Consider the following 18,478-nt stretch of genomic DNA (forward strand, 5'->3'; position numbering starts at 1 on the left):
TCACGCTGAACAGACTCGATTACACACATATGGAGGAATTTCTTCATGCTACAAGGATTAACACGTGCTGGTTTAGGTGAAATTGCAAATGATGAGCAACTCATGGAGCTGGCATCCCAGTACCATTTTCAGAGTGTAGATCTTGAAGCCAAAGAGCTCGTTGACCGTCTCGGAGCCGAGACGGCTGCCGAACGTCTTCAGGAACTCAATCTTACGATCGGAGCCATCGGTCTTCCGGTTGAATGGAGAGCTGACGAGCATAAATTTTTAAAAGGAATAAGCCAATTACCAGCAGCGGCAGCGGCAGCTTCCGCATTGGGTTGCACCCGATGCTGCACTTACATTCTTCCCTCGACGGATTACCCGAGTGCGCATTTCATGGCTGTTGCAACCAAGCGCCTTCGGATATGTGCTAATATTCTCGGCGCCTATGGAATCAGGCTTGGCCTGGAGTTTGTCGGTCCTCATCATTTGCGCACGCAATGGAAGAATCCATTTATCTGGACAGTCGACGAAACACTCGATTGGATTGATGCAATTCACGAACCGAATGTCGGACTATTATTCGACTCCTATCATTGGTACACGAACGGCTTGAACGAATCCGATATATTGCGTCTGAGAGCAGACCAAATTGTTCATGTACATATCAACGATGCGAAAGACGTACCCGTGGAGGATGTGCTGGACAATGACCGTATTTACCCGGGTGAAGGTATAATCAATTTGGCAGGATTTTTAAGAGGGCTACATCAAATCGGGTATAATGGTCCCGTCGCTCAAGAAATTCTGACCCCATCCACCCCAACCGATTCCCCTGATCAACTTGCTGCCCGGTCTCGCCAAGCCTTTGACAAAGTATTTCAAGCAGCCGGATTACTGTAAGTAACAGAACTGATGGGAAAGCCACAACTGCCATTATCAGTTGCAGTAAAAACAACGCCTAAGGCACCTGCTCAAGTAACAGGCAGCTGCTTTAGGCGTTGTTTAACTTTTCCAGCCTTCTTCGAAGGCAGCCCACTCCTTTAATTCCTCGATGAGCTCCATAGGATCGAATAACTCCTCAATATGAAAAATACCAGGGCGGTAATCTTGCAGATACAGTTTTTTTGCTATGAATGCTGCGGTTTTTCCCGTAATAAACGACTCACTCTGTCCATGAATCGAACATTCATAGCAGACGGATTGAGCGTTATGTATGCCAATTGCACTAACTTTTGCAGCGTATACCTCTGTTCCCAAGTGAAATTCACTTAGCAGATTGATCATGGAACGTCGGACGGCAGGATATTGAAGCGAGCGATATACGCCTAATTTTTTCGATATAGCGAGTAGACGGGTTATCCACGACGAGTCGAAACAAATACGTGTGGAAACTGCAGGAATGCCCAATGTTTCTGGTAAAACATGTTGGTCTGAAAAATTAAATCGGTAAGCTGTTCTTTGACCAAATTTACCGGGAAATTCCGTTGTTTTGCCATCCTCTAAACTTCTCACTTGTTTATTTATTCCATCCTCAACCACGGAGAAGCTCGAAGCTATATTATCAACCATCCACTCTATTGCAGCTTGACCATGCTGCTCTCCCAGACCTAACATGATAAAAATATCAGACGAATGAACTTGATCCATCGTATTAGTGCATTGTTTTGCCAACATGTTGGTGAGTCCTGGCGCTAAACCGACACTTAATACCGAAGTCGATTCCAACGATGTCATATGTTTCTCAATGCTTCTCACTTTGGATAAAAAGTCATGCGACGCAGATATATCGATATAGTGTATTTTCTTTTGGAGACATCTCTCTACGAAATTAGTGTTGTCTTGATCCAGACACATGACCACAATCATTCCCTCCTCCAAAAGGTCGACTGCGTTGATATCATACGCATCCAGTTGAATCGGAATCACTTTATTGCCAGTAGTTGCAGCAAAACGTGCAGCTTTATCAAAACTTCTTCCAGCAGCATAAACTTTTCCGGGAAACAAATCTCTCAGGCTGCTGCATATCACTTGGCCTACTTGACCATAACCCCCAATGACTACGATCTTGTCTCTCAATAGGTTGTCCTCCGAATACCCATTATAGTATAGATACTAAACTATTTAGTCAAAAAAAATTATTTGCGTAAAATTTCGTTTAGTGTTTCGATGCACTTCTCAAAAATTTCGATCTCCTGCTCGTTAAGCTGTGAGCGAAGTTGGTCGTAAAACTGAATATGCACTTCCTCGTGCGCCTTAAAAGCCTCCTTCCCTGTATCAGTTAGTGAGATAATAATCGCTCTGGAGTCATGCGGATGTGGCGAACGTGTCACCAGATCTTTCGCTTCCAGACGAACGATAAGCTGGGTGACTGCACCTTTCGTAACAGCAAGACGTCCGGCAAGCTCGCTCATCAGCACGCCGCCCTCGTATCCAATCGCTTCAATCGTGTGAATTTCACTTGGGGTTAGGGAACCGGCTTTACCAAATGTATGCGGGTGGCGTTCTAGCCGCCGGAGCTGCAATATCAATCGGCCAAGATTGCGGCTTCCTTTGTTGTTGTCAGATGACAAGTGATTTGATTTATCCATGATTTTAGTTTAGTTACTAAACATAACATTGTCAATGGGGGGTGTCCCGAAAGGTCCATAGACCTGGGACAGCTCCCTCTTCCATATCCTTTATCTTCCTTCTATCTATGTTATTCAAATTTCTCTTTTGCTTTTTCCGGTAGTTCATCTCTTGTTACCTCTTGCCAAGATGTTACTCCTTTCTCTTCTTTAACATAGAGTCTTAGAAAAGCTTCTTCACGAAGTTGTTTTTGCGCTGTAAATGTCATCGTTTTTTCTATTCCTTCTTTGTTAATCGCTTGTAAGGTGTATTTGTAGTCTTCAAAATGCTGGCCATTAGCTCCTTTAACATCTAATTTCTCACCTTTCCCTTTAATTTGAACAAAGTATTCGTCTGCACCAATCCTGTTTACATTTACATTCTGAATAAAAATCAAGAACCCAATTACAAGTACCGCTATTACCGAAACAGATATGATTATTTTTTTCATTGTTCTACTCCTCGTATAATTTATTTAATTCGATTTCGTCACTATTTTGTAGTAAGCATTTACTGTTAAGAAGTAGTACACGATATAAATACAGGTATATACCCCCATGCAAATAACTACTGGAATGACTAGATTTGTTTGTAATAATTTTGATAAAGCAGTTAAAGCCACAATACTATGAGCTGATCCTGCAAGTAATGGCAGGGCAAAAACAAACAATACTTGCTTCGCAATAGATTTTCGTACTTCTTTTTTGTTCACTCCTATTTTGTTAAGAATCTCATATCGACCTTTATCTGAGTTAGCTTCTGTTAATTGTTTAAAGTAAATGATACTTCCTGTTGCAGCCAGGAAGACTAATCCCAGAAATCCACCCATGAATATTAGCAGTCCTGATGATTCTAACCCCGAAGCATAGTTTGCATAAAAACTGGAGAATGCTGCTTCATCTGGTACGATCGATTGAATGTCTTTTGTTAATTGTTCTGCATCATCTTCATTCGTGATGTTATACACTTCCATGTATGTTGGATTAGCTTCTTTCTCTAATTTCGCAAATAATTCATCACTGACAACAAGAGAAGTATAGGCAGTATAAAGATTGAGGACACTATATTTCTTTAAATTGGTAAATGTAATCTTCTCATCACTTCCATTAAGCTTTAAAGAAATCGTGGCTCCTACATATTTTGGTGACATTCCTTCCATGTAGACTGCGTCTAACGCAGCTGATTCGTTAGCTTTTAAAGAAAGGAAATCATTACGATCTTGTGCTTTTGCTAATTCGTTAAAATGACTGTTTGAAATAACCGTATATTTTTCTTCATTATTAGAAAATTTATCGTTTAGGTTTGTTATATCTGCATCTAGTTGAAGTGTTGGAATCGATTCATGATATACAACGTTATGATCTTTATTGTTTGATACGATATCTTCAACAAGTTTTGTTAAGTTCTTATCCGTAGCAATAAACATCATGCTATTGGGATTTATTGTCTCCACACTACTTCTGTTGTTGTAATACAAACTGTATGCCGTTCCAACCGCTGTTAATGTTGTGGCACTCAGGACGGCAATGATAGTTAGTGTACGAGCATTCCCTTTAATTCGGTAAAGAAGTTGGGACGTCCCTATGATGTTAATTCCTTTCCAATAGTTTCTTTTATTCTTTCTTGACATTTTTAATAGGTATACAGTTAATGTGCTAAATAACAAATACGTACCCAGAATAACCGTAACTAAGATTACCATTGGAGTTATCGCAAAACCTAAAGATCTCCAAACATTCGACTCAATAAAGTTTTGAAGCGCTATCCAGTAACCAGTACCAATTAGAATAAGAGATAATAAAGCTACCATCATAGACGCTTTGGGTTCTTGTTCTCCTTCTTTATCGGCCTGAAATAGATCAATTAATTTAAAGCGATAGATAAGTCTATACCCTTGGAATGAGGTAATTAGTGTAATAACAACAAAGACTAAGACCGTGTTAATAACTGCTTCAGATGAAATTGAGAAATTCGTGATTGCTTCATATCCCATAACTTTCATTAAAATGGACACGAAAAACTTTGATAGTACTGAGCCAATTAAAATTCCGATCACGAGTGCTAATATCCCCATAATAAAGTTTTCATAGAAAAGCATACGACCAATTTGCTTTTTACGTACACCCAGTAAAGAATATAAACCGACTTCTTTTTTACGTTTCCTTGTAAAGAAGGAGTTAGAATACCATATGAAAATAGCCACAAAAATCATTAAAACAAATGCTGCACCACTAAAAACAGAACTGATTTTTGGTGACCCATCAGATGTGGCTTGAATCGTTGTATCAAATTTCAATGAAACGAATGTAAAGTAAATGACTATACTAAAAATCATCGAAGCAAAATACAAGAAATAGTTATTGAAATTTTGCACTATATTTTTTTTAGCGATACTAAATAATGTCACTATGCCCACCTCCAAGAGAAGACAGGACATCTAATACCTTTTGGAAGAAATCCTTGCGGGATTGCTGTCCTTTCAGAAGCTCCGTAAAGAGTTGACCATCTTTTATAAATAAAACTCGTTTACAGAAACTTGCTGCGTACGCATCGTGCGTTACCATCAGGATCGTTGATTTATTCTTTTCGTTTAATGTGCTTAAGCTTTCCAGTAAACTAGTGGCAGATTTTGAATCTAATGCACCTGTTGGCTCGTCAGCTAATATTAAGCTTGGATTTGCAACAATGGCACGAGATGCAGCTGCGCGCTGCTTTTGACCTCCAGATATGTGGTATGGATATTTATCTAAAATTTCTCGAATACCAAATGTATCCGCGATTTCATTGACGCGTTTTTCGATTTCTTTCACCGGTACTCTTGATAATGCAAGTGGAAGTAAAATATTCTCTTTTACCGTTAAGGTATCAAGTAAATTATATTCTTGGAAAATAAACCCCAACTTATTACGACGAAAATCCGATAATTGAGCTTCCTTCATTTGGACGATATTTTGACCATCGATAATGATTTCTCCTGATGATGGTGTATCGATTGTGGAGAAAATATTTAAAAGCGTGGATTTACCCGCGCCAGATGGGCCCATGATTCCGGTAAATTCACCTTTTTGAATCTCTACATTAATATCTTGTAGTGCTGTGTACACATTTCCTTTGGCACCAAAAACTTTTTGAACATTCTTTGCTTGTAAGATTGGTTTCATATTTGTGTCTCCTAAATCGTAAGTTTAAAATTACTCCTGTCTCCAGTAGTTATAATAAACCTTGAACCTTACACCTTTTTAATTTAAACCTTACATAAATCTTAAATAAAAAAATCTCAAAGCCAATTCGCTTAGAGATTTTTTAAGATGCTTCCATGGATCAAAAAAATGCCACTCGCAGAGGAACGGCAGGAACAGTATCGAGAATCAGAATGTTCAATCAAAAACAACTTATTACATCAAATCTAATATCGGCAGCTCGTTCAAAGCCAGTACCGTCTCCTCTTGCATCTGCTGACCATTGGCGCGAAACAATGTGTAATATTCATAGTCACAGATGACTGTATAGTCGTCGTCCATGACCCCAGGATAGGCGCGGTTTACCGAGTAAATCTGGCTCCGGTAGGCTTGTAAAGCCTCCCCCTTGTGCTGACGAAAGTCACTGATATCGACTCTCACTGTAATCGGGCATGTGTGCTTCGGCCCCGAATCCTTGCAATGGTCGTAGTAATGGGGAATTGAGGTAAAATACAATGATGGCTGCTGCCCCTCTGGGTATTGCGCTTCTGCCAGCACGACCGCCTTAACTACTGCTGCGGAAATCGCGATATGATCAGGATGTCCGGTAACTCCGTCCGGTGGAAACGTAAGGATGACATCCGGCTTCAGATCCAAAATAGTCGATTGAATTCGATGGGCCAGCGTTTCCAAATCGAGTGACTTTAGTTCGCCATCTGGATAACGATATAGAATGAGGTCGGCAAAACCCAGTACGGAGCATGCGCTCCGCAGCTCCTGCTCACGAAATCGGGCCAATTCTTCGCGGGTAGTGAATTGAAATTCTCCCGACTTCCCCCCGCATCCCGATGTAGCGCACGCCAGAAAAACCTCGTGCCCCGTGCTGCTGAGCTTCGCGATCGTGCCTCCGGCTGCAAAAGATTCGTCATCTGGATGGGCAAACACGAATAACCATCTTTTCTTCATTTCCCTCCCTCCCCCTACTGTTCGTATCTTACTGAACCTTAGTAGATACCTTCGTTTCCAAATAAGAAAGTCCCATGGCTGTTACACCGTAAATCGGCTCCTTCCGAGCCTTGTCCCATTGAACATGTGGAGTGTGCGCTTTAATCTTGTGCATTAACATATCCCGAACGTATCCTTCGTGTTGCAGAACGCCACCCAGTAGTATCATTGTAAATGGTTTATTCTGGAACGACAAATGACGTATAACCGCTGCGACAGCGATAAACAGCTCGTGAGCGGCCACCTCCAGAATTTGATGCGCTTCCTTGTCTCCGTCAGAGGCTGCTTGGCCAACCGCACGGGAGAGCTCACTTACTTTTTCGACGGAATACTCGGGGCCATATACCCAGTTGAACAAATCCTCTTCATTTTCCATACCCAAATGCGGGAGCACCCATTTACCGAGCCGAGTACCCTCATTCCGCCCGTCATAAGCCTTGAGAATCGCCATCACTGCCTGCTTGCCGATCCAATAGCCGCTGCCTTCGTCACCGACCCGATGACCCCAGCCTCCAGCTCTGGCCGTCTGTCCTTGATCGTTGATGCCGAATATGATCGACCCCGTTCCGGCAATGGCCAGAATCCCCGGATCGCCGTCTGTTGCCCCGAGGAGTGCAGCGTAGCCGTCGTTTTCTACGATTAGATGCTTGACCTGTATCGGCAGCAGCTTTAGCACTTCCTCTACCAATCCAGTAATAATGTGCCGGTCGTATTCCGTATCTAGTCCCGCAAGGGCGAACACGGCGCATTCCACTTCAATCTCTACATGCGATACATCAATTCCGTTCCTCTCACACAAATCCGCGACCGCTTCTTCAATCCCGACTTTCAGTTCGCGGATGACCCCATCTTTCCCACTGCCTTGGTAATTGGAGGAACCTCCCTTTCCTTGTCCGAGTATATTCCCCTGCCTGTCTGTAAAGACCGCAAGGCACTTCGTCCCCCCGCCGTCGATAGCAAGCAGAGGGATGGTGTGCTTATCCATCAAGAACCACTCCACTCTAGGATGACTTGATCCAAATGCTGCAGCGCCTGCTCAATTTTACTTTGTGCTTGCCCAAGCCAATGAACATGTGCATGATGCTGGTTCATCCGAATGTCGATCATACGATTAATTTCCTTCGGGCTCGGCCCTCCCGGCAATGAGCGGATCTCTACAAAATGCACAGGGTCGAGCGCCTCGCGCAGCGTCTCCTCGCTAAGAGAAGAATCCCGTCCGATGTGGCGCTGTGCGCTTTCGTTGACGATGGACAACGTAATCTCGTTAGCCGCCAGGCCTTGCGCCAAGGACAGCTTTACCACGTCACTGACGATATGATGCGCTTTTCTGAACGACAAGCCGTCTGTGCGGACAAGCGTGTCCGCCAGCTCGGTTACCGTGGCGAAGCTTCCTTTCGTTCGCTCGCGAAGCACCTCTTTGTTCACTCCCATCGTACCAATGACGGCAGCGAACAAACGATACATTTTATCCATAACGTCGAGGCTTCTCCACGCATAAGGCTGCATATCGTCTTCCGTATCTACGATATCCCCGAACGGCGTATTGTGAATCATCGACAGCACCGTGTTCGTATTGCCTACGCAGCTCGACAACAAAGCACGCATATGCTCGAAGGAGACGGGATTGCGCTTCTGCGGCATAATCGAGCTGATCTGCACATACGGAGCTGCCACCTTTAACGCGCCGAATTCCTGTGTACACCAGAGCAGCATATCTTGAACGACTCGACCTAAATTGATTGCCGCAAGCTGCACGGCCGTCGCCACTTCACCCAAGTAATCAGCACCGCCGATCGCGTCATACGAATTGTCGATAAGCTCGTCGAAGGCGAGCAGCTCCATCATCTGCTCCCGACTGATTGCAAAGCCCGACGTCGTGAGCGCCGCTGCTCCCATGCTGCTTCGGTTGCAGTTCGTGAAGGACGCCATCATCCGGCGAATATCCCGATTGAGCGAATCGACAACGGCCATAAAATAGTGCGAAAGTGTCGTCGGCTGAGCCTGCTGCGTATGAGTATAGCCGATCATAAGCGTATCTGTGTGGTCTTTAGCGAATAGCAGCAGCTGCTCATTGAGCTTCAGCGCGGAGGTCAATGTCACGATCAACTTCTCCCGTAAAACCATGCGATAAATGGAAATGCCCATGTCATTGCGGCTGCGCGCCAGGTGCAAATTGCCTGCGATATCGCCCGCATGCTCCAGCATCTGATGCTCTACCTGAAAGAACAAATCCTCGAACTGTCCCGTATAGCTAGCTTGGCGAAGCGCCTCCGGATCGATCGACCGGATTGCTTTGGCAATTTGCTTCGCTTCGTCGGTTGATACCAATTGCTGCTTTTCCAGCATGATCAGATGTGCCTTGTTGATCGCCATCATCGAACCCAGCAAATGAGTCTTGGCCTCGTTAAATGCCGGCTCCAACACAACCTCTGTATACGTTTTGCCGGGAAATGCAGCTCCTTCCGTCTCCAACCACTGTTCACGATATCCCATAGCTCTATTTAGCCTCCTTGTTCGTCTTTTTTCTCATATCCAACCATTCTTGTATCAATAAGTTCATATTGCGGCTTGCTTCTTCTACGATTGTCTGTCCCGCCTCCAAGGAGCACTGCTGAATATGTCCTGTGTAGCCGTCCCAGCCTTGAGGGGTTCCTTCCACTAATACATAAGGCAAAGAAGATAAAGGAGGACACGAATCTAATTCCAAGTCCGATTCCTGTACGGTTACCATTTCCGGGCGCAACGCCTTCACGGCGGACATTTCATACGGACCGCCATGCCCTCTTCCTGCCGTCCCTTGGAACAGTCCTAACTGCTGCGTGAAATCGACGCTCGCCATCTGCCACCAGTTGATAATAAGGAAGCTGGCGTCGGGATAGGTGCTAGTCACCGATTCGGCGACGACTCTGGCTGGGCCCATATTGGCGTCATGAGCGTTCAGCAGCACGATATTGCGGATGCCAAGACGGCAAATCCCTTCGACAACATCGGTGAGATACTCGATAAAAATCGAGGGGCGAACCGATATTGTTCCGGGATAGTGCTGGGTTTTGCCCGGGCAAGCCGAGAACGGAAGCGTCGGATAGATCAAAGGACGCAGAGCTGCATTAACCCGCTTCGCGAATCCTTCCGCCAAGATCGTATCGGTTCCGAGTGGGGAATGCGGCCCATGATATTCCACTGACCCCAAGGGCACGACCGCGAATTGCGCACTTTCCGTCACATGACTGATTTCTCGCCCGTGTACTCCGATTACATCCATATACTCCTTAAACCTCCGCTTCTCCATCGTATTGGGGGGCCCAATGGGGCCCCCGCTACCGATGTTGTGATGTTGAGCTAGCTTACATGTTAAAAAGGTCTCTTCGTGATCAAAAGCGAAATTTACTGATGTTGACTAATCATATTTACGAACATGCGAATGGAGCCTGGAACTAAAGCTGGAATCTCGCGATACCAGACCAATGAACTGTAAGTATAGATTCCTTTGCCATAATGCGCCGTCAGGAATGTGCCCGTAAACTCCTTCTCGCCCGGATCCCCGTTCGAAATGAGTGCCGTATATTCCTTGCCCCATTCCGACGGATTGTAGGCAGAGCGGTCTTGAATCCAGTTATTCCAATCCTGATCCGTAATCTTGTTTGGAGCATTGAACATCGGATGATCTGGTGCCAGCATCGTCACTTTGGAATTCTCGTCCGTTACGCGCCACTGAATAAGCGGTGATCCGATCTTGATCGGGTACGGGGCAAGATCAGGTGACCATTTGTCTTCAGGCTTATGATATTGAACAACGAGGTTGCCTCCATTTTTGACATAGTTCAGCAGACGCTGATTGCTCGGTATCAATTCCGGACGGAATGCGTATGCGCGAATTCCAAGCACAATCGTGTCATATTGCGAAAGATCCCCGGATTGGATGTCCTTCGCTTCCAGCTTTACGACATCGATGCCCACTTGACTCAAATATTGATCGATGTTATCGAAGCCGCTGGATACGTAACCTACCTTCAATTTGTCCGGAACCTTCAGGTCAAAGGCTTGGATTTTGAGCTCGGCCGGTTGTACCATGAACGTCTTTCCGATATGCGGATACTCGATGATCTGTGCACCCTGCGTACTTTGTACATTGCCGTTTTTCGCAACAGCCGTCACGGCAAATTTGCCAGGCACGACGTTCGAAGCAGCTTTGACCGTGAATGCGACGGACTTCGTTTCGCCCTTAGCGGCAAAGCTCAATTCTTCAACAGCCGGCTCGGCCGTCCAGCCTTCCGGTACGTTCAGTGACACCGAAGCCTTGGAAGCGCCCGGTGTATAATTGCGCACCGTAACCTTCACCGGAATCGGCTCTCCCGGCTTAAGCGTATTCAGAATCGTTGCGCTCGGGCTGAGCGACATCGAGTACGGTGGCAATACCGCTACTGCATTTTGCGGCGTAACGTTCAATGTCGTTGCCGTATTGAACGCTTGATATTCGACCTTCGCGTTGAATACTGAAGGATCGTATGGCTTAAACAGCTGCGCGTCTGCAGGAATCGTCACCTCGAAGGTGGCCGATGCCGTCTCGTTGTTGCCTAACTGATCGAAGCTAGTCGCCCCGGCTGGCTTCGCTGTCCAGCCAGCAGGCACATTCAAGCTCAGGTTGATCTTGCCTAATTTTGTAGAACCGCCATTGAAAGCCGATACGACGACCTTCGTCGTTTGACCGGCAACAAGCTCGCTCGCTTCCGGCTTCACCTTCGCCACGACAGACGCCGATTCCATGCTCGCTTTGTTCAACTGCTCTTCTTTGACATGAAGCCGGTGGAGCAGATCCTCCTTGGTCGCCGCCTCTAAGCCGGATGCCTTGACATCGGCCAGCGCCATCTGTACGTCTGCTTTCATTTCATGCACTTCTTTCAGTACTTTGGAGAAGCTCGGATAAGCGGCAACGACTTCATTCGCATCCTTTTGCAAGGTGCGCAAATCCTTGACGACCTTGTTGTCTTTGCCCTTCGCATCGATCTCTTCCGCCAAATCCTCGAAGGTGAATGCAATGCCGTCGAAGAAGTCGTTCTCTTTCTCCTTCGATTTCACCGTGCTCAAGTCGAGCTTGTAGTAATTGTCCCCTTGCACAGTGCCCTCATCATACACCCTTCCCATGCCTTGGCTCTTATGCATGAAGCGGGATTCTTCTCCAAGCTGAAGGTAAGAAGCCCCATAGGTTTCATTGTATTCCCCGACCGGCGCTTTCACGGTATAGTCCTTAGAGCTGGCAGGCAGGTACAGCTTCTTGATCTGCCAAGGCTGAAGCCCTTTTTGCAAATGTTCAGGAAAAATGTCTGGATTCGCCGCATCCTTAAACGCCCGAACAGTAAGCACGTTGATCGTCCGGTGATGTCCGTGTGTAGAGTCTTCATTCAAAAACGAAGGAATGATTACATCCGGGCGCAGCTCGCGAATTTTCCTAATCAATCGTTCGTAAGCGACCGATTCGCCCCATTTCTCCAGCGTCTCTTCCACGCTCTTAGAGAACCCGAAATCGAAAATCGGGTCATCCAGCTGCTCGCCAAGCACTCCTAACGTCACATTCGTGATCTTGGAAGCTTCCTGCAGTTCGTGGGTGCGAATAATGCCGAGGGCTTGCCCCAGCTCGCTCCCGATTTCGTTCTGTCCTCCTTCTCCTCGGACAGCGATCACGCTGGAGGTGTTAACCCCTCTTCCCAAGGAAAGATACGCCAAGGTCGCGCTGTGCTCATCATCCGGATGAGCCCCCGTGTTCATTGCGTTGGCAATCGTCGTCAGCGGTTTAATCGACTTCCACAGATCGACGACTCCCCGATCCGCATACGCGGGATGAGCTTGCGTGGACAACAACACACTGCTTGCCAGAACCGTGCTCATAACAATGGAACACAACTTTAAAGTCGACTTACCTTTGATCATCAAATCCCTCCTATAATGGTGGAATGTTTTTTTCAGCTGGAAATGGCCAGTTTCCCCGCTGTATATCATGACGTGGATGATGAACCCCTAGGTGTTCCCACGAAATGACCGTCACTTACACGGCCGTGCTGTCGCCCGTTATTTTTCGCGAAACGAAGAGCACGATGATGATCAGGGTAATTTGCAGCACACCGTACGCACAAGCTGTACCGAATTCAAATGAATACATCCGCTGGAAAATCTCGACGGAAAGCGGCGTACTCTTTGCGGTGAAGAGCAGGATGGATGATACGAATTCTCCGATGCCCTGTACGAACGCGAGCAGCGTCCCCGCTAGAATGCCGCTTAGCGCCATTGGAAACACAACCCGCCTGAAGCTGTACCACCAGGATGCGCCCAAGTTGCGAGCTGCCTCCTCGATCGATGCGTCCATCTGAACCAGTGTCGCCGAAGTGGATCGGAACACAAGTGGTAAATGCCGGACAAAATACGCCAAAGGAAGAATCCAGAAGCTGCCGATCAGCACTTGGTTGAAGCTGAATATAGTAGGCTCGCTGAAGGCGGCAATCAGGTTAACTGCAACAACGGTTCCCGGCAGAGCCCATGGAAGCATGATGAGCACGTCAAGCAGCGTCTTTCCTTTAAATTTCAAGCGAACCATGGCATACGCGGCAGCGACGCCGAAGATGACATTGCCGATTGTCGCCACGAAGCTCATCTGGAAGCTGTTTGCAATTGGTCGCCACGTTTTGCTGTCGGTAAACAGCTTCACGTAATGCTCAAGCGTGTATTCTGGCGGAAGGATTTGCGTCGTCCACGTGCCGTTCGTCGAAAGTGAAATAAGAACGAGCACGAAAATAGGAAGCAGCAGAACGATTACGCCAATGATAGACAGGATCATCGCCACGTACTTGCCTACGGCGCTTTTCACTTCCGTGCGATGGACGCTGATCCCTTTACTCATGTTCTGATAATTGCGCAACCCTTGATACCAGCGCATCACAAGCAGGAACAAAATCGAAACGACGGACAAGATCGTGGACTGCGCCGCAGCCATATCCAGATTTCCGTTCGTCCGGGACAAATATATCTGCATCGTCATCGTCCGCTCGATGCCAAAGATGAGCGGAGCCGTATAGGAAGCCATCGCGATCATGAAGACGAGCAGCGACGATGCGACCAGCGCCGGTGTCAGCATTGGCAAAATGATACGCCGCCATATATATAGTCGTCCTGCGCCAAGACTCGCTGCCGCCTCCTCCAAGGACGGATCGAGACCACGGATCGCAGAGGAAGCCGTCATATAAAAGTACGTGTACATCGTGAAGGTATGTACTACGAGCACACCCCAAATGCCCTTCAAGTAAAACGGCACCTGATCGAGATGAAACAGCTCTTTCAGTGCTCTCGGGATAATGCCGCTTTCGCCGTACAAAAACGTAAACGACAATACACCGACAAGCGGCGGCAATGCCATCGGAACGAGGACGAGGACGGCCAGTATTTTCCGGCCGGGGAACTCGTAGCGCTCCAACAGGAAGGCCATCGCAACACCAACGATCGCACAGGTGATTACGCTTAAGACAGAAATATAAATACTGGTCCAGAGTGCCTCCAGATTGGACGTATGCTCCAAGCTAAAAAACCGGAAGTAGTTGGCGACCGAAAATTTGTCCTCTACCTGGATACTTTGGATGAACGTTTGGAACAACGGATATACGACGTAAGCCAAGAGCACTAGAAACAGCGGTGCTACCAAGACATAGACAAAATAGGGCGATTGCGTGAATGAACTTGTTCTAAGCTTAGGTGTTTTGGGTGCTTTGGATATTTTGGTTAACATAATTCATCCCCTCTCTATCCCAAGAAATAGATGCTTTCTTTCGGAATGAACAGGGAGATTTCTTCCCCGCGTCCGCGCACTCGATGCCCTTGATTGACGAACATCGCTTTCAGCTGCTGGTCTGCCACCTGCGATACATAGTTCACGCTTACGCCCGTAAATTCGGAAATTACCACGTTACCGTTAACTACATTGTCGCCGGACTCTCCTTGCAGAGCCTCACGAACCGATTCCGGACGTATGGATATAGCCACGCTTTTGCCCGCTTCTAGCTTGTAATTCGGCGAGGCGTTCGCAATCAACCCTCTCAGACTAAGGCCCGGAGCGATACGAACGACCGCTTCGTTGCCTTCGATTCGTTCTACGGTTCCTTCCCACAGATTGGACTCCCCGATAAAGGAAGCGACAAACCGGTTGACCGGGCGATAATATATTTCTTCTGGACTTCCAATCTGCTGGACAACACCACCCTGCATAACCATGATCCGGTCAGACATCGCCATCGCTTCAGCCTGATCGTGCGTTACATAGATTGTGGTAATTCCCAGCTCCAGTTGAAGTCTCTTAATTTCAATTCTCGTTTCTTCTCTAAGCTTCGCATCCAAGTTCGATAGCGGTTCATCCAAGAGCAGGATTTGTGGCTCAATGACGAGCGCACGAGCCAGGGCAACCCGCTGCTGCTGGCCTCCGGACAGTTGATCGATACGGCGGCTGCCGTAGCCTTCCAAATGAACTTGCTTCTGCGCGCGTTCGACACGCTGCACGATTTCGGATTTAGGGATTTTTCTTACCTGCAGACCGAATGCGATATTTTCAAAAACGGTCATGTGCGGAAATAACGCATAGTTTTGAAATACCATTCCCGTATTTCGCTTGTTCGGGGGAAGCGTGGTGACATCCTGATCACCGAACATGATGCGGCCCTCGCTCGGATAATAGAATCCTGCGATCATCCGCAGCGTCGTTGTTTTGCCACAGCCGCTCGGTCCGAGAAAGGTGAAGAATTCCCCCGGTTGAATCCGAATGTTAACGTCTGTAACACCCTTGACGTTTCCGAATTGTTTATTTACCTGATCCAGTATGACCTCTATCAAGTCGGTTTCCCCCTTAAGTAAAATGTTCAGGCGGAGGAGCTCCTCCGCCTGAATGCATTATTTGGAACCTTTCCCCTTAATGTTCTCGTCCCAATGCTGCATCCATTCCTTCTCTTTCTCTGCCATAAAGGCCCAATCGATATCAAGAGGCTTCAGTTCCAACCCTTGTAACCATGCCGGAAGCGTATCTTTGCTGATGTCTGTACGTGTCGGGATTTGATACAGCTTCTCTGCAAGCTCAACTCGCAGCTTGGAATCGAAGAGGAACTCGTAAAATTTCATTGCCGCATCCTTGTTTTTCGCGCCCTTGACAACCCCGACACCATCAACCAAAATCGGTGCGCCGCTAGCAGGATAAATAAAGTCGAACGGCTGCTTCTGCAGCTCCTTCTGGAGCATAATGTCCTGTAGGTTCCACAGCGAAAGCGTGCCTTCCTCTCGTCCCAGCTTCAGGTACAGGTTGGTCGGGTCTTGCGCATATTCCTTCGTATTCGCGTCGAGCTTCTTCAGCCAGTCGTATCCTTTGGCAGGATCGTTAGCATCTTGACGGAAAATCATCGAGGAGTAAATCGTTCTCATCGTTCCGGAAGCGAGCACGCCGCGAATAATAATTTTGTCTTTATATTTCGGATCCAGCAGATCATCCCAATCTTTTGGAGCATCTTCCTTTTTCAACGCTGTGGAGTTATACATAATTACTTCCGGCAGCAGCATCTCACCATACCAGCGATCCTGGCTGTCTTTGTACATCGCAGGAATGCTATCGGCGAAGCTCGGCTTTGCGCTTTCGAGCAGATCTTCATCCGCAGCCGTCATCAGCGCCGATTGCGTGCCGCCCCACCAGAAATCCGCCTGCGGGTTCGCCTTCTCCCCACGAACGCGCTCCAATATTTGCTGCGCCCCCATGGTGAGAACTTCGACTTCCATTCCCGGATTTTGCTCTTCGAACTTCGGAATAATTTCATCCACGATGTTCTTATCTCTAGCTGTATAAATGACCAGCTTCTGCTTCTCGGAACCCTTATCTCCTGAATTTTTACCGCCTTCAGAAGTGCTTCCACCACAGGCTGTGACCGTCAGCATTGCAATGCTGAGGACTGTTCCTATCAACCACTTTTTTGCCTTTCCCTTCGACATTTCCATGAATTGACCCCCTAAATTTAAAATTTTCTTCGTTGATCTTGCTGTATCGCATGAATTCATCTTCGTTAGACGAAATGAATCTTAGCCGGGACTTGATCAAATGAACATATAGGACATATCACAGCCGCGTCTGTACAGCTTATGAACAAAAAATGTTCTCCTATTCAAGGGTGACTGATTGGTAAGTGAATCAAAAGTAATCTGGAGAATCCTGAACTCTTCAGGCAAGTAGAAATTCCGTTGAAGCTGATTGTCAATTTTGGAAGTCAGTCTGAAGTACTTAGAAGTACCTTAGAAGTCATGAATTATGAACTCAGAAGGTGTGTATACACTTAGAAGAAGAGTAAGCATTCGAAGTAAAAATCTAGTAGGTGTTGTTGGTGAAATTTGTATTTCTTAAGGCTTTGCGCTGTACAGCTCGCAGCAAAAAGCATTGAATTATCTTTGATATTTAGGAGTGGATGGGAACGCCTCCAGCGTGCAATGAATGGCCCCAATGAGTCCAGCCTGATCGCCTAGCGAGGCCATCTTAATCTGAGGAGCGGAAGGAACCCAGTCGTTTAACCATTGTTGTATTTTATAAATCCCCTCGTCCCCGATATGCATCATTTCTCCGCTAAGAATCAATAGCGCTGGATCCATCACACTTGTTAGATTGGCAATGCCATAGGTCCAGTGCCGACAGATATCGTCGAGCAGTGCCTGAGCTTGTTTCCCCCCTCGATTCGCCTGATCAACAATTTGCTTAACGATGCTCGATCTCTCATCAATTGAAGGAAGAATGCCTTTGGCTTTGTCGTAAATGGCCCATACGGAGTAATTGCGCTCGAATACGCCATATTCTCCCTTGGTCTGATTACCGACCGGACCAACCATCATGTACCCAATCTCCCCGCTCGCCTCATTGGCTCCGCGATACAGCTGACCATCGATGATAATTCCGGCGCCAATCCCAGTGCCCGCATACATATATACCAGATTGGTATGCCCGACGCCGATGCCCTTATGAAATTCACCAAGCGTCATCAGGTTCACGTCATTCTCAATGACCACGGGCAGCCCTAAGATTTCTTCGATCTCCTGCTGCACCGGCAGCCCCATCCATCCCGTACTGGGAGCGTAGCTTACCGTTCCGGCGCTTCGCTGGGTTATGCCCGGCAAGCCCAGGCCCATGCCAAGCAGTCGTTCTTTATCGAATCCGCTTTCAAATAGCAGGGCCGCAATCCCTTGCCTGATGCTCTGGATGGCCATCTCGCCATTCATCGGATGAGGTAAGTTGGTCGTGCGTTGAATCAGCAGCTCCCCTTTCAAATTGGCTATAGCCAGCTGCAGAGTGCTGCCTTCGAATACCGCACCAATAACACCATAAGCTTGAAAGTTATATTCGAGGAGGATAGGCTTCCTGCCGCCCTTTGATTCTCCCACGCCGACTTCGCTAATTAGGCCTTCCGTAATCATCTCGTCAACGAGAGCTGATACGCACGGACGGCTTAACTCCGTTAATTTCGCCAAATCAGCTCTTGATACCCGGGGGTTTTCTTTCAACTGATGAAGGATGCCTTCTCGGTTAATATGCTTCACCAGCTTGGCGTTTCCCGTTTGGCCTTTGTCAATCAATAAGTAGTCCCCCCTTTTGTTAAGTTAGTTAAAATTAAGTTAGTTAAAATTATTAACAAAGTCTTATTGGAAATATTCTA

Annotated in this window: 15 protein-coding genes; 1 reads left to right on the plus strand and 14 read right to left on the minus strand. The window is 46.9% G+C overall.

Features of this window, described 5'->3' with window-relative positions:
* Nucleotides 1-45 precede the first annotated feature (45 nt).
* A complete protein-coding gene (locus AC2TF5_RS20165) occupies nt 46-885 on the plus strand; it encodes a sugar phosphate isomerase/epimerase family protein (protein WP_491298927.1) in 840 nt (279 codons plus the stop codon).
* A 102-nt stretch (nt 886-987) separates the two neighbouring features.
* Here the strand turns inward: AC2TF5_RS20165 and AC2TF5_RS20170 are convergent, their stop codons facing one another.
* The 14 genes from AC2TF5_RS20170 to AC2TF5_RS20235 all read right to left on the minus strand — a co-directional run bounded on the left by AC2TF5_RS20170 (nt 988) and on the right by AC2TF5_RS20235 (nt 18,398).
* The gene (locus tag AC2TF5_RS20170) at nt 988-2,061 is read right to left on the minus strand and encodes a saccharopine dehydrogenase family protein (protein ID WP_491298928.1); all 1,074 of its coding nucleotides are present in this window, start codon (nt 2,059-2,061) and stop codon (nt 988-990) included.
* A gap of 59 nt (nt 2,062-2,120) precedes the next feature.
* Nucleotides 2,121-2,573, minus strand: a complete 453-nt coding sequence (locus tag AC2TF5_RS20175) for a MarR family winged helix-turn-helix transcriptional regulator (protein ID WP_491298929.1) — start codon at nt 2,571-2,573, stop codon at nt 2,121-2,123.
* A 110-nt stretch (nt 2,574-2,683) separates the two neighbouring features.
* On the minus strand, nt 2,684-3,043 hold the full coding sequence (locus tag AC2TF5_RS20180; protein ID WP_491298930.1) for a YxeA family protein: 360 nt from the start codon (nt 3,041-3,043) through the stop codon (nt 2,684-2,686).
* A 24-nt stretch (nt 3,044-3,067) separates the two neighbouring features.
* On the minus strand, nt 3,068-4,999 hold the full coding sequence (locus AC2TF5_RS20185) for an FtsX-like permease family protein (protein WP_491298931.1): 1,932 nt from the start codon (nt 4,997-4,999) through the stop codon (nt 3,068-3,070).
* Nucleotides 4,986-5,753 (minus strand): ABC transporter ATP-binding protein, encoded by a 768-nt coding sequence (locus tag AC2TF5_RS20190; protein WP_491298932.1) that lies wholly within the window; start codon nt 5,751-5,753, stop codon nt 4,986-4,988. Before AC2TF5_RS20190 ends, AC2TF5_RS20185 begins: the two co-directional genes overlap by 14 nt.
* A gap of 234 nt (nt 5,754-5,987) precedes the next feature.
* Entirely contained in the window at nt 5,988-6,737 is a 750-nt protein-coding gene (locus AC2TF5_RS20195; protein ID WP_491298933.1) for a PIG-L deacetylase family protein, read from the minus strand.
* Nucleotides 6,738-6,765: 28 nt separating this feature from the next.
* Nucleotides 6,766-7,761: an N-acetylglucosamine kinase gene (locus tag AC2TF5_RS20200; RefSeq protein WP_491298934.1), complete on the minus strand. Its 996-nt coding sequence runs from the start codon at nt 7,759-7,761 to the stop codon at nt 6,766-6,768.
* Nucleotides 7,761-9,269, minus strand: a complete 1,509-nt coding sequence (gene argH, locus AC2TF5_RS20205; RefSeq protein WP_491298935.1) for an argininosuccinate lyase — start codon at nt 9,267-9,269, stop codon at nt 7,761-7,763. Before argH ends, AC2TF5_RS20200 begins: the two co-directional genes overlap by 1 nt.
* Nucleotides 9,270-9,273: 4 nt before the next feature.
* Complete coding sequence (locus tag AC2TF5_RS20210) at nt 9,274-10,038, minus strand: creatininase family protein (protein WP_491298936.1); 765 nt, start codon at nt 10,036-10,038, stop codon at nt 9,274-9,276.
* A 122-nt stretch (nt 10,039-10,160) separates the two neighbouring features.
* Nucleotides 10,161-12,701: an NEW3 domain-containing protein gene (locus AC2TF5_RS20215; protein WP_491298937.1), complete on the minus strand. Its 2,541-nt coding sequence runs from the start codon at nt 12,699-12,701 to the stop codon at nt 10,161-10,163.
* Between the two features lie 115 nt (nt 12,702-12,816).
* Nucleotides 12,817-14,544 (minus strand): ABC transporter permease, encoded by a 1,728-nt coding sequence (locus AC2TF5_RS20220; RefSeq protein ID WP_491298938.1) that lies wholly within the window; start codon nt 14,542-14,544, stop codon nt 12,817-12,819.
* A gap of 14 nt (nt 14,545-14,558) precedes the next feature.
* A complete protein-coding gene (locus AC2TF5_RS20225) occupies nt 14,559-15,638 on the minus strand; it encodes an ABC transporter ATP-binding protein (RefSeq protein WP_491298939.1) in 1,080 nt (359 codons plus the stop codon).
* Between the two features lie 57 nt (nt 15,639-15,695).
* On the minus strand, nt 15,696-16,781 hold the full coding sequence (locus AC2TF5_RS20230) for an extracellular solute-binding protein (protein WP_491298940.1): 1,086 nt from the start codon (nt 16,779-16,781) through the stop codon (nt 15,696-15,698).
* Nucleotides 16,782-17,219: 438 nt separating this feature from the next.
* Nucleotides 17,220-18,398 carry an ROK family transcriptional regulator gene (locus tag AC2TF5_RS20235; protein WP_491298941.1) on the minus strand — a complete coding sequence of 393 codons (1,179 nt, stop codon included), beginning with the start codon at nt 18,396-18,398 and terminating at the stop codon, nt 17,220-17,222.
* Nucleotides 18,399-18,478 lie beyond the last annotated feature (80 nt).

This window comes from Paenibacillus sp. JNUCC 34 (assembly GCF_058269055.1).

What these genes read in the sequence shown, in the direction of transcription:
- AC2TF5_RS20215 (WP_491298937.1), bottom strand. Translation starts at nt 12,701, where the DNA reads ATGATCAAAGGTAAGTCGACTTTAAAGTTGTGTTCCATTGTTATGAGC.
- argH (WP_491298935.1), bottom strand. Translation starts at nt 9,269, where the DNA reads ATGGGATATCGTGAACAGTGGTTGGAGACGGAAGGAGCTGCATTTCCC.
- AC2TF5_RS20195 (WP_491298933.1), bottom strand. Translation starts at nt 6,737, where the DNA reads ATGAAGAAAAGATGGTTATTCGTGTTTGCCCATCCAGATGACGAATCT.
- AC2TF5_RS20175 (WP_491298929.1), bottom strand. Translation starts at nt 2,573, where the DNA reads ATGGATAAATCAAATCACTTGTCATCTGACAACAACAAAGGAAGCCGC.
- AC2TF5_RS20165 (WP_491298927.1), top strand. Translation starts at nt 46, where the DNA reads ATGCTACAAGGATTAACACGTGCTGGTTTAGGTGAAATTGCAAATGAT.
- AC2TF5_RS20190 (WP_491298932.1), bottom strand. Translation starts at nt 5,753, where the DNA reads ATGAAACCAATCTTACAAGCAAAGAATGTTCAAAAAGTTTTTGGTGCC.
- AC2TF5_RS20220 (WP_491298938.1), bottom strand. Translation starts at nt 14,544, where the DNA reads ATGTTAACCAAAATATCCAAAGCACCCAAAACACCTAAGCTTAGAACA.
- AC2TF5_RS20200 (WP_491298934.1), bottom strand. Translation starts at nt 7,761, where the DNA reads ATGGATAAGCACACCATCCCTCTGCTTGCTATCGACGGCGGGGGGACG.
- AC2TF5_RS20230 (WP_491298940.1), bottom strand. Translation starts at nt 16,781, where the DNA reads ATGGAAATGTCGAAGGGAAAGGCAAAAAAGTGGTTGATAGGAACAGTC.
- AC2TF5_RS20180 (WP_491298930.1), bottom strand. Translation starts at nt 3,043, where the DNA reads ATGAAAAAAATAATCATATCTGTTTCGGTAATAGCGGTACTTGTAATT.
- AC2TF5_RS20210 (WP_491298936.1), bottom strand. Translation starts at nt 10,038, where the DNA reads ATGGATGTAATCGGAGTACACGGGCGAGAAATCAGTCATGTGACGGAA.